Annotated in this window: 7 protein-coding genes and 1 pseudogene; 6 read left to right on the top strand and 2 right to left on the bottom strand. The window is 61.1% G+C overall.

Going from position 1 to position 12,489, the window contains the following annotated elements; all coding sequences use genetic code 11:
- Nucleotides 1-101 precede the first annotated feature (101 nt).
- From QA649_RS35850 to QA649_RS35830, 5 genes and pseudogenes are all read left to right on the top strand, one after another.
- The gene (locus QA649_RS35850) at nt 102-1,631 is read left to right on the top strand and encodes a Wadjet anti-phage system protein JetA family protein (protein WP_283021315.1); all 1,530 of its coding nucleotides are present in this window, start codon (nt 102-104) and stop codon (nt 1,629-1,631) included.
- A gap of 124 nt (nt 1,632-1,755) precedes the next feature.
- The gene (locus QA649_RS35845) at nt 1,756-2,259 is read left to right on the top strand and encodes a DUF4194 domain-containing protein (RefSeq protein WP_246250321.1); all 504 of its coding nucleotides are present in this window, start codon (nt 1,756-1,758) and stop codon (nt 2,257-2,259) included.
- Entirely contained in the window at nt 2,256-5,690 is a 3,435-nt protein-coding gene (locus tag QA649_RS35840) for an SbcC/MukB-like Walker B domain-containing protein (RefSeq protein ID WP_283021314.1), read from the top strand. Before QA649_RS35845 ends, QA649_RS35840 begins: the two co-directional genes overlap by 4 nt.
- A gap of 2 nt (nt 5,691-5,692) precedes the next feature.
- On the top strand, nt 5,693-6,862 hold the full coding sequence (locus QA649_RS35835; RefSeq protein ID WP_283021313.1) for a Wadjet anti-phage system protein JetD domain-containing protein: 1,170 nt from the start codon (nt 5,693-5,695) through the stop codon (nt 6,860-6,862).
- 335 nt (nt 6,863-7,197) lie between these two features.
- Nucleotides 7,198-7,377 (top strand): annotated as a pseudogene (locus tag QA649_RS35830) (IS21 family transposase); the annotation flags it as partial.
- Between the two features lie 52 nt (nt 7,378-7,429).
- Here QA649_RS35830 and QA649_RS35825 read toward each other — a convergent pair.
- A complete protein-coding gene (locus tag QA649_RS35825; protein WP_283021312.1) occupies nt 7,430-8,833 on the bottom strand; it encodes a carbohydrate porin in 1,404 nt (467 codons plus the stop codon).
- Nucleotides 8,834-10,118: 1,285 nt separating this feature from the next.
- Here QA649_RS35825 and QA649_RS35820 point away from each other — a divergent pair.
- A complete protein-coding gene (locus QA649_RS35820) occupies nt 10,119-10,637 on the top strand; it encodes a hypothetical protein (RefSeq protein WP_283021311.1) in 519 nt (172 codons plus the stop codon).
- Nucleotides 10,638-11,036: 399 nt separating this feature from the next.
- Here the strand turns inward: QA649_RS35820 and hemN are convergent, their stop codons facing one another.
- Entirely contained in the window at nt 11,037-12,374 is a 1,338-nt protein-coding gene (gene hemN, locus QA649_RS35815) for an oxygen-independent coproporphyrinogen III oxidase (protein WP_283021310.1), read from the bottom strand.
- Between the last annotated feature and the right edge of the window lie 115 nt (nt 12,375-12,489).

Raw genomic sequence — 12,489 nt, 5'->3', positions numbered from 1 at the left:
GGTTGTATTTTCAAGACCCACTCTCAATAACAATGTTGTCCGGCACATCATGCCTTTAGCGTCGCCATCTCAGCATGAAGTCGGGCCCAGGAGCCGCGTCATTGACCTTGTTCCGCCATTTGCATGACGACGCGTTTTTGGCCTTCTCGCGCGATCACAAGCACCTGTACGCGGCCTGTCTGCTCGATCTGCACGAACGCTTCTTTTCAGGCGCACCGTCGTTTCCGACCCCGCAGCAGGTCGTCCATGCCATCTACGATGTCATGCGCGCCAACCCCGCCCTCTGGAACGAGGGCGATGATTTCGGCAGCCTTCCGGAATTGATCTCCGCGGGACGCCGCCGGATCCGCAAGGCCGACGTCGCGCTCGCTTCCGAGAAGGGCGACAAGGCGCTCGGTCTTGCCCGACAACTGTACGCTAGGCTGCTCGCCTGGGGATGGCTCGAAGAGGAGGAATACGGGCTTCGCGTTACCGTGGACATGGCTATGGGACCGCTGCTCGTGATCCAGCGGCTCGCGAGCCTCAACAAGGATCTCTCGCAGCGATTCGGCGGCTTGATCGTGCAAATCCGCCTCAACCTGGAGGCCGTTGAAAAACTGAGGCCCGAGATCACCGACCGCAAGCAGCGCGAAGCCGCGCTCGCCGTCCGCGAGGCGCGCAATCAGGCCGATCAGTTCACTAAGAGCCTGCGGGCCATTCTCGCCGACCTGAAGCGCGTCCGGCGGACCGTCATGGAGTCGAAAACAGTCGCTACCCGGCTGGAAGCCTTTTTCGAGGAGTTCGTCGACCAGCTCCTGCTGAAGGATTTCGAGTCCATTCTCACCGTCAACCATCCGTACCGCTTCCGCGACGCCATCGTCGATCTCGCGCGGAGGATCTCCTACACCCCGCAAACCATGCAGGTCCTCGCAGAGGAGTACACAGCTTCCAGCATGGCAGCCGATATCGAGGACGGTCGAATGGCCGCGGCCGACGACCTGCTGGCCATCGAAAGCATCTTCGATCAGATCGGGGAGATGTTCGATAGGATCGAGGCCTTCCGCAGGCAGCTCGAAGCCCGGGTCCGCAACACCATTAAGTACGCCGAGCGGGGCGGGCAGGGACTGGTCGGCCGGGCCGGCGACTTGGTGCGGCGCCTGGATGCCCTACTGCGGGACGGCAGACACCACAAGGCAACTATCGAATGGAGCATCGAGCCGCTGTGGTCCCCCTGGTCGGAGCACCATCAGGCGCCGGCCAGGCAGCCGCGCCGTCCCCTCGAAGCAAGGGAGCTCGCCGAGCCGCCATCGGACCCGCTGTACGAACTGCGCAAGAAGCTCCGCCTCGAGTACATCGCTCGCATCGCGCCCCGGCCCGAGGATGTCAGACGATTCCTCGAGGGCCAGGTGCCGCCCTTCGCGACCAGGGAAGCCCGCTTCATGGAAATCGAGACCGTGGACGACTTTCTCGCCTTCGATTGCGCCCGCCGATATGCGTTGACAGGCGAGGTTCCGGCGCAGGTCGCGGCCGGGTTCGATCTTGAGCCGCGCCCAGACACGCCGCCGCACGACAGCCAATGGCTTCGGTGCGCGAACTTCGTGGTCAGGCGATCCGGCCACTTCCGGAAAGCAGAGGCAGCCCGTGCTCAGTGAGTTCGAAAACGTCGAGCGATCCTTCGGCGCGGAAAAGGCAGCTGACCTCCGCAAAGCGCTTCACTTCCTGCTACGGCGGCAGTTCGTGTTCGCGGGAGATCCCCGGACTGGGACAGTCTACAACATGATCATGGATGGCCGCTTCCGCGACGTGGTCGACGGCTTCTTCGATAGTTGCGGATACCGCGTCCATCGCGATCCGGAAGCGCAATGGGCGGGCATCGTGGCCATGGACGAGGATGTGCCGCTACCCCGGATGAAGCTCGACGAAACTATCGTCATGCTGGTGCTGGCGGCATACTGGCAGCAGGAGGTGAACGTCGGAGCGGTCGAGGACCGGGCCGTCGTTGTCGCCACCTTGAACGACCTGTTCGATCGCTACCGTGAGATGGCGCAACATGGCGGCGGAGGCGCGATCTCGGCCGCCCGTTTCCGTGACGTCCTGCGCGAGGCCGCCCAGCGCAACCTGGTTGAGATCGGGGACTTCGACGACGAGCAGCAGGACTGCGAGATCAGGATCCGCCCGATGATCAAGCTGATCAGTGGCGGCGATGCCCTCCAACGGCTTGAGCGCTACGTCCGTAGCGAGGAGGCGCGGTTTCCGCAGCCCGCAGGAGACGAGGCATGATGGAGCTACGCCACCTGACGATGGTGAACTGGCATCTGTTCGACCTCGCCGACATCGACGTGACAGGACACGTCGGGGTCCTGGGCGAGAACCGGTCCGGAAAATCGACAATCCTCGACATGGCACAGGTCGTTCTCACCGGCGGGAGCCGGCGGTTCTTGCGCCTGAACGCGGTCGCCGGCGACAGCGGAAAATCGCGCAGCGGCTCGAAGCGCAGCGTCGTCGATTACTGCCTTGGGACGCTCGGCGAAGACCAGCGCCGGCGCGACGAGGCGCGCACCTACGTGGCGCTAGGCTTCGAAGACAAGGAAGGCGATCGACCGCCGGTCACGATCGGCATGGCGCTTGAGGCGCGCAAGTCCGACAGCAGGGAGACCGTGCTGGCACTGTTCGTCGCCGTTGGTACCGTTCTGAGCTCCAAGGACTTCATCGAGCAGCGCGGAAAGTCGCAATTCCCGGCGCCGTGGGAGGACGTGCGCGCCCGGATCGTCGCGGCGGTCGGCGAAGGCAACTTCGTCAATCATCGCGACCGGGCGAGCGACTATGTCCGCGAGTACATGCGCCATCTTTTGCCGCATTCGCCCTATGGCGAGCAGAACGCCAGCGCCCTTCAGAAATCAATCGTCAACGCGATGACGCTCGACCACAACCAGACGGCCACGCAGTTCGTGCGGAACTACATCCTCGAAGACAGCCCGATCGGCATCAAGGAGCTGCGCGAGTCGATCCAGACATACCGCAACATCAGCGAAACCATCAGAAAGATGCGCCTCAGGCTCGAAGCCCTGAGGGCGCTTCGGGTCGTCCTCGGCACTCTTGAAGAAGCGCTCGAGACCAAGTTCAGGGAGGAGTGGATCGCAAAACGCGCGACTTGGCTCGCGGCGCGCGCGATAAACCTGGACTTCAAGACCAAGCGGCGTACCGAGATGGCGCGCCGGGACGCCGCAGCAAAAGAGCTCGATTTCATCGACGACGACGTCAAGGCCATCGATAACGAGATCGAGCGCCTCACGGCCGCGATCGCCGAGCACGATGCCAAGACCGGCAGAAAGTCCCTGCAGCAGACCGCCGATGCGGCCGGGCAGACGGCGCACCGCGCCTCGGCGGACTTCAAGGCTCGTCTGGAGGACATCCGCCGCCTGGAGCCGCTCCGCGCGATGTGCGTGGACGGTTTCGAGGACTTCGTTCCTGTCCTTGAGCGTCTTCTGACCGCCACCGCCGGGGCCGACATCGGGCGCGTCTCCGACGAGCTCTCCGCGGCCGAGAAGTCCTTCGCGGCAAGCGGCCAGGAATGGCTGCCGAAGATCGACGAAGCGCGCCAAAGGATCATCGCGGAGCTTTCCGGGCTCCGAGGCCGCCGCGACGAGGTGCTCGAACGGATTCGACAGCACGCCGCCGGAGGGGCGCGGGCCTATCTCGGCGATGACACTGAACTCCTCTGCCGCAGGCTGCGGCAGAGCGGAATGGTCCCGCGCGTGCTCTGCGAGATCATCGAAGTCGCCGAACCCGAGTGGGTGGGAGCCGCCGAGGCGCTCCTCGGCCGCGACCGAGAAGCCGTGTTCGTGGACAGAGGAGATATCAGCGCCGCCACGTCGATCTTCAAGGAAGGTCGCCGCGAGTTTCGCCATGCATCGCTAGTGAGCCTAAACAAGCTCGAGCAGTTCAGGGCCAAGCCGGAGCGCGGTACTTTCCCCTCGATCTTCCGGAGCCAGGATCCGGACGCGATGGCCTTCATCATGCGCCGCTACGGCACGGTCCGCCTCGCGGATACGCTCGACCAGTTCAACAGGCCGGGGCGGGCTATCATGAAGGACGGCCTCTACGACGACGGACTCGTAAGGACCCATCGCTGGATCGAAGCCTCGCAGCACAAGATTGGAAAGGCGGCCCAGGCGAACGCCCTGCGCTCCCTGCAGGATCAGGCCGAGGAACTGGATCGGCTCCAAACGGAAAAGAGCAAGGAGGCCCAGGCGGCAGAGCAGGCCTTTGCCGCTCTGAAGAACATCTGCGAGGAGCGTGACGATCTGAAGGCTAGCGCCGCTGCCTTCGCAGCCGCGCAGACCGAGATCGCCGAAGCCCAGGCGAGGCTCGAAGCGCTTGACGGGGCGGGCGACGGCGGACTTCGCGACAAGAAACGAGCGCAGCAGAAGCTGAAGGAGAAGAGGCTCAATGAGCGAAAGATCCAGCAGAAGGCGTTCGGCGAACATGACGGTGAGGTCAGATCGGCAGAGAGGAGGCTCGGAGAGGGCGAAAACGTACCCGGCTCCGAGCTTAACCTGCGGGTCGCCCGGTCGATCTATCGCAAGACCTTCCCGCTCTACTCCGCCGCAAAGGGTAGGATCGTGTACCGCGAGCGCCTCAATGCCGCATTCCAAAAGGGCTTCGCGGAGAAACACCGCGCCATCGCGGACAGGGCACTAAAGGATGCGGACGCCTCCGACGCAGAGCGCGCCCGCATCGAGCGGCGGGTCCGCGAGCTCCTCTACGATTACTTCGACCAGTTCGGGATGAGCTCGCAAGTCGGCGCCGAGAGCGAGCCGCTGAGAGAGGTAAAGCCCTGGATGGAGCAGCTCATCGCGGATATCGAATCCAACGAGCTGCGCCAGTACGAACGGCAGGCTCGGGAAGCGGCGGAAAAGGCCTCCACCCTGCTGCGCGGCGAGTTCATCAACGCGCTCACGGCCCGGATCGGCAAGATGGAGCGGGAGCTGCAATCGTTGAACCGCAGTCTCTACGCACATCCCTTCCACAACGAGCGTTATTCATTCCACCGCACCCAGGTCGTGGAGTTCCAGCCCATCCTGAAGATCATTGAGATCGCCAAGACGTCCCCGGAGGCGCTCGACATGTTGTTCCGGGGCGACGTGCCCGACGACTTTCCGCACAAGGATACGATCGTCGCACTCGAGGCGCTGCTTGAGGACTCCGACAAGGATTTCACCCAGTTCGAGGACTACCGGAATTTTTACACCTTCGAGATTCACATGGAGGATGTCGCCACCGGCCGCTCGACGCGCTGGGAGCAGCGGCGCGGGACCGGGTCTGGCGCCGAACAGCAGGTGCCTATCTACGTCGCCATCGGCGCTTCGCTGGCCGCCGTCTACGGCAGCGCGGAGCGTCGTGCCGGCAAGCCCGCCGGTTTCGCCCTGGCCATGTTCGATGAGGCCTTCTCCAAAATGGACGGCAAGAACCAGCGGCAGATGATGAGCTTTTACAAAAAACTCGGCCTGCAGTTCGTGATCGCGGCGCCGTTCGAGAAGCGGGTCGCCGTGCTCGAGCACATGGACACGATCGTGGAGGTGGACCGGATCGGCGAGCAGTCCAGGGCGACCGTGGTGGAACTGAAAGAGAAGGCCAAGCGCGAGCTGATGGCCATCGATCCGGACCTGATGTCCGAAGATGAGCTCGCCACCCGTCTGGCCGCCGAGTAGCTATGGCGCGACGTTTCACGGACGCGATCGGCCTGCTTAACGACCTGCTCGATCGCTTCGAGGCCGGGGCCGCAAGTCCGATCGCCCACCCGGACTATGTCGCTTTCTCGTCGGTCGTCGCGGCGGACGCTTTCCTGAAGCAGATCAGGAAAGCCGAAAGTGCCGGCGCGGTGTCCATTGGCTGGGGGCGCGGCGCCCAACGAGACCAAGTGGCACACGTGCGGTTGGCCTCGGCGGAGATCTTATACCGACATCTCGGCCGTACCCCGGCGTCACGCATCGCGGAGGACGCCGCCGCGCGGCTTGTAGCCGGAGTGGCGCTGCACGAGTCCCTGAAGAACACCGGCTCTCAAATCGCAGAGGTGTGGGCGCGGGGTAAGACGTGGCACGGATTCGGTTCGTCCGACGTCGACACGCTGCGCCACGCATTCGTTCTCGCGCAGGCGATCCTCGATAACAAGCATCTGGACGTCGACTACAAAACTTTCTCGCGACGTACGGTGGGGCACAGCAAGATACTCGAACGCATCGAGGGTGCCGTGGTCCGGCTTTTGAGCGGCATAATGGACTTTCCACCTGGCGCCCGTCCCCGCGAGGCACTGCGAGCGATCGGACTGGAGCGCTTCGCGCCGCCGCTGCTGATCGCGGGCAAGATCGACCTCGACGGAGCCGATCTTTCCAGCATATCTCCGCACTATCTCGGAATCGCTCCCAAGGAAGCAGATCGCGTCCGCTTCCGGGAGCCACCGGCCTACGTTCTGACGATCGAAAACTTCGCAAGCTTCAACCGGCACATCGCCGAGGCGGACCCCGGCCGATTAGGAACGACCATGTATGTCGGCGGGTACCCCTCGCTTGCCACCCAGCAGGCGCTCCGGACGATCGCAGGATTGGTATCCGAACAGACGCCGATCTTTCATTGGTCGGACATCGATCCGGACGGCACCTGGATCTTCCACACCATCGAGCGCGCCGTCGATCGACCGATCCGTCCCCACCTCATGAGCGTCGAAGTTGCCGAGCGCTTGGGGCAAGTGCCGTTCAAAAAATCGGCACCCGCTCGGTGTCCACCGGCCTCCGGTATCGCGGCTCTGGCAGCGTATCTGGCGGAAGATGGAGCCAAGACGCTCGAGCAGGAAGAACTCGATCCAGTCCTGCCAGAGCTTCATTAGAAAATGCCCGCGGATGAACGCGGTGTCGATCCGGATGAGCTTGCTCGGTCGACGATCTCCGTCGGCCTTTGTTGAACAACACCTGTATTCCGCAGAGCGAACACATGAGGTAGGCCCTTGCCGTGCTTCGACAATCCCATGGGCACCATGGCGACAACGCTCCGAAGCACCGCCTCTCGCCTCCAGAAGTGAAGAATGGGAATCGCTTATAACCGGGGAGTTAGTCCGTTGATCCGACTACGAAAGCCCCAGTCGGTCAACGGTTTGTCGACAATCACCGAAATCAGACCACTCATGTTGTTGCCGTCTCCATAAACGCGCGGCGATGATCGCCTATCCGCCGCGTCAGCCTCGACTACCACGTCGAGGTGGAGAAGCATCACTACAGCGTTCCACATCGCTTCGCGCGTGCCGAGGTCGAGGCGCGGTTCACCGCCCGCACCGTCGAGATCTTCCACAAGGGCGAGCGGATTGCCGCGCATCAGCGCATGAGTGGCAATCACAAGCACACCACCGTGAAGTCCCATGCGGCTCGAGAAGGTGGAACCAAAACGGCACCTGCGATGATCAGAAGAATATCAACGTAGATACCAACAGATTGAGCGCGTGTTCCGTTTGGGGCGTGTGCGTGATGCTTGTGGGGTTATGAATGTATGATAATCCAACGCCTGCATATATTCCCGGAGCAAGATGGGCGGTATATGTTCCGGTGATTGCCGTGGTCTCACGATGCGCAAGCTGGCCTTTAGCCAGAGCAGCATCCACCGCAAATTTGCTCCAGCTCGTCTTGCTAGCAACGAGTGCAATCAGATCACTGGGCCGGCTATCAAAGGGGCCTTTCGCATAAAGACGAAGCTCGCAATATTGGCTGATCCTGTTGAGGTCAGGCGGAGCTCCCATGATGGAGAAGCCGCCATAGATGCCGCGAGACGGCAACCCAAGGGCGTCGCTCTGCCAGAGCTGCCTGTCCGCAGCGATGTAGTGAAAATGATTCCCAGTCTCCCTTTGTTGCTTGGGGTCCGCCAAATTCGTATAGCGGCTATTGTTGAAACCAACGCCCGCCCGCAGCCACGTGTCGGGTACGCCGGGAGCCGCCTTGCTCTTGTAGCCGGCTTCGTCAACGAGAAGGATGCCTGCATTGGCCGTGCTCCAGTTCAGGCCGGTGGGATTCTCGATTATGTGGGCATAGGCACCATCTGGGCTGATTGAGCGCTGGACGGAGACCTTGTTGTACAAGCGATCGTCAAAATTGTACTTCAAGTTGGCCGCCGGCGTCGGCGCAGCATTGGTGCTCATCCCTGCCTGGAACAAGGCAGACATGTTCGATCCTGTAATCCCTCCGAACAATGTGCCGGTGAACTCATTTTGGTTTCTGAGGTAGCCAAGCTTGAGTTCTAGCGTCCTGTCGAAGAAAGTCTGGTAATAGGCGAGCGTATTGATTCCCACTCGATCTGGTCCCGGGCGATCCCACGTCCAGTATTGCTGCTCGGCTCCTACGACAATCTGTCCGTCGGCAATGCCAAACCGGCTGAGATCGTAGGTGACGATCATGAGGTTTACCGACGCGAAGGTCGGATTCTGGCCCATATAGAGCTGGTTTGCGATAGTGCTTCTGGCCGCATTCGGCAGCTGGTTGTTTACAAAGCTGTTGTGTGTCCAGCCGATGTAGCCGATGCCGACATCTGCCAGCGCCGATCTAACGCCGTCCTTGTCCTGATCAATCGTGTCCGCAGGACCAGGTATGTTGAACCACAACCCGTTTTCACGCAGCTTGTCGTACCTTTCGAAGGGATTGATCGTCTTTTGCGGTCTCGTCTGAGCACGCCTGCCCGCATTGCCGCGCCTCTCGAAAGGCACTCCGGGACCTGCTGCTGGCGCCGGGGCAGGAGGGCGGATTGCCTGATGAACCAGGTCGATCGGGAGCTTTGCGGCCCGATCGGAAGTGTTTCCTTTCTTGCCGGTCTGATCCACAGGGTGGTTACTAGGATCAGGTCCGCTTGCGGTTTGGGCCAGGACGGAATTGCCGACCAGACAAGCCGCTAGCGAAAAGGCGATAACGAGCCCAGATCGCTTTCCCCGTGGTCTGAAATTGAAAGAAAGTGCCGCCGCAGCCGAGTATGTCCGACGCGAGCTCGTCGCAAGAAGGCAATCACGCATGGCGTGCTTCGGGTCCATGTCTGCCGGCCATGATTAAATTGGACTGCGGCCTGATTGGCCCACAGTGAGCTCCCGGCGTTTTCGCGTCCGAGGGCGAGGGCGACGAGCCAGAACACGATTCATCCGAAGCGAGTCACTCAGGCTTGCTGAACCTCTCAGCTCGCGGCGCGATGATGATCTGGTCCGAAACTCTGCTGGTGCATAACGCCGGTGCGCCCAGGGCCAGAGGACGGGGCTGGCTCGGCAAATGCTCACGATGAGCGCGCGGGCGCTTGCTGTCCGGGCCGCCGAACATTGCGAATGTCCGCCCTGCTCACTGTGAGTGGAGCGAGTCTGGCGCTGTCGCGCATCTGCATCGAAGGCGGCTTTCTGAACTAAACGGCAGCTTCCGGAAAGCAAGGCTCGCCGTGCAAGAGGCTTGCATTCACGACGCGCTTTAGCGATATGGTTGTCAGCGAAACACGAGACAATCGCCAGGCTTGAAGTTGCGCGCGCGGCAACCTCACCACAACATCCGACGCGATCGGCGCGGAGACCGCAGGAATCAGCCATCGAGCAGCTTTCGCGTGTATCGGCGAACAGTTGCTGGCTGCCGTGAGCGCGGCAAAACCTGTCTTGCATCCGAATCCTTGACGTGTGCGTCGCTTGTTGGTCACGCTTGCCACGTCCCCGTCATCTCGAACAATCTGCCGGAATTGGTAGTTGACCAGGTACAGTGTTTGCCATTCCAATCGACCATTGCCGTGGTCTCGCCGCCGTGAGGGGGCTCCATCGAACACACTGCAGGAATGAGTGAACGATTTGCATTCGTGCCGTGGGAAAGAAAATCTCCAGGGTTCTTCTGAATGGTGAAAAAATGCTGCGCCTTCGCCGGCGAAGATGAGTACCGTTGCTTACTGGTGACGCTATCATGGAGAACGCGCGCAAATTGTCGCGTTGCGTTGCTCAAGAAGTAGCGTTTCATAGGAGCAGGGCAGCCGATCGGGAAGCTCGGCAAGATTGACTATAGTCGACGCTGGCAGCTCCTGCAGCGCGTGAGCATCGCAGCCTATCGCGTCGACAAAACAAGCCTGCTGGAATGGGATCTTGGCGAGGGACAATGGACTTGATTGATCAAGCGGCCGCTTCAGACTTGCGGCCGCTCTTGCGCGGTCCGTCAAGACGGATTCTCCCGGTTTTGGTGCTCCCGCTTGTCCTCGTCAGCTCGTGTGCTGCTGGCGTCTGGCTTTGGGCTAACCTTGAAGCGTTCGTCGAGAAGCCGGAAGCCCGGGACGTCGCTTCAACGATGAGCCTGTCACTGGAAGACAGGGCAGCCTTGTTTGAGATAAACTGGGCACAGCAGAAAACTGGCGACGAGATCGCAGTACTCAACAGCCGGATCAATGCCCTGCGGGATGACCTCAAAGGGATCCTGGATCAGATCACCATGCTGACTTCGCGGATCGATTCGCTGCAGAGTTTAACACCTGTCCCTTCTGCTGCGTCCGAGCCACCTTTGTCGCCAGCCCGGGCTGCTTCGAGCGTCGCCAGGAAACGCTTCAGGCGGTCCAAACCACAGGGGCCTGTTTCCGTCGGAGGCGCGCCGGTGATCGCCGGACCGAAGACAGCCGAGCCTTGAGGTCTGAGACGCTGCAGGCGTGGTCAACTTTGCTCGATGAGGTGGACCGTAGCTTCGCAAAGCTGCCTGCCGCCGTAAAATACACGAAGCTTGTGCGGGCGCCCTCGTCTCCAGCGGCATGTCGCTGAGGCCGTCACTATCATCGAGCGCACTCCAGGACAGGTGGCGCAGAGCATTTTCCGCATGATCGAGCCGTGGCCCTGAACGGCGGAATCCGCTGAACCTTTCCCTTAAATCAGCTCTCTTCTAGTCAGCCCCGCCACTTTTTGAGATCATATCTGAAAGGTCGTGTCATCGCACCGCGGCTGCATCTTCGAAATCTGGCCTGTCTGCCCGAGGCGCTTCTTCGGATCGCTCCTCGCGAAGAGCTTAGAGGTTGGGATCTGCTCACATGGTGGCTTAGTTAATAGGAATGCGGTCGAGATAAGTGTCGAACGCGGCAGCAACAGCGCGAATGACAAACCGGTGCTTCTGCTTGACTCGAATGAATCCCTCTTCAATCTCCACTATCCCGTCTTCTGCAAGCATTCCCAGGCGGTCGGCCGAAGCGAGAAGAGGAATCGGATCAAATCCGTGAGCAGCACAGATCGCTGGTACGTCGGCCTGCAAATCGCACATCAGACGCTCGATGATTGCGGCGCGGAGGCGATCTTCGGCGGTGAGACAGTAGCCTTTTGAGGTTGCCAGACGGCCAGTCTGAATGTGTTGGTGATAGGAAGCGGTTTCGATCTCGTTCTGGACGTAACCGTCATGCAGACGGCCGATGGCTGACGGACCTAAGCCGATCACGGCTTTGCAGGTATCAGCCGAATACCCCAGGGAGTTGCGGCGCAGCCGACCAGCTTTCTGCGCCTGCGCGAGCTCGTCATTGGGCAGGGCGAAATGGTCGAGCCCGATCTGGCAGTAGCCGGCCGAGACCAGCGTGTCTGCAATAGCCGCGGCTTGCTCACCGCGGGCGACATTATCTGGCAGCGCCGTCTCGTCGATCTGGCGCTGACGTTTCATATAGGAGGGGACGTGAGCATAGCCGAAAACCGCAAGCCGGTCTGGCCGCATGGCCAGGGCCGTCCGCGCGGAGTCCACGCAGGACCGCACCGTCTGATGCGGCAGTCCGAAGAGAAGGTCGAAATTGATGCGGCTTATGCCATGCTGGCGTAGACTTTCGACGACCGAAGCTGTGAGCTCCTCGCTCTGCACGCGGTTGACCGACCTTTGAACCACCGGATCGAAGCTTTGCACGCCGATGCTCGCGCGGCTGATCCCGGCCGCTTGTAACGTTTCGACCATCTCGGCCGTGACTCCGCGCGGATCGATTTCTATCGCGATGGTAGCTGATTTACTGAATGCAAAGCAGTGGCGCAGGAGTTCCATCAAAGTGAGAAAATCGCGCGGTGCAATGGTGGTCGGCGTCCCGCCGCCGAAATGCACGTCGCTCACCGGCAGAGCGCACGGCACTTGCTCTGCGACCAAGCCGATCTCGTCCCGCACTGCTGCCAAGTAATTGCCGACCGGTCGCTCGCCGCGAGTGAGGCTTGTAGGGAAGCCGCAATACCAACATATAGAGCGACAGAACGGAACATGGATGTAGAGCGAAACGGGCTCCTGGGGCGGCAGCCGCCTCAGCCATGTCTCACAAGTCTTGGCACCGACCATCGCGGAGAAATCCGGCACGGTTGGATAGATGGTGTACCAAGGCAGGTGAGCATCGCAATACTTGTTAAGGAGGGAGGTCTGCAAGGCTTAACTTTCCCATACTCGAACAGCATGAAGCTGACCGATGCCCTCTCTTGTGTCTTTGCGTTATGTCAAACCCGGCTAGTGGTTTCTGAGATCTAGTCCGGTTTTCGATGTT

This window comes from Bradyrhizobium sp. CB1717 (assembly GCF_029714325.1).
Classification (GTDB): domain Bacteria; phylum Pseudomonadota; class Alphaproteobacteria; order Rhizobiales; family Xanthobacteraceae; genus Bradyrhizobium.
This window is presented reverse-complemented; position numbering and strand designations above follow the sequence as displayed.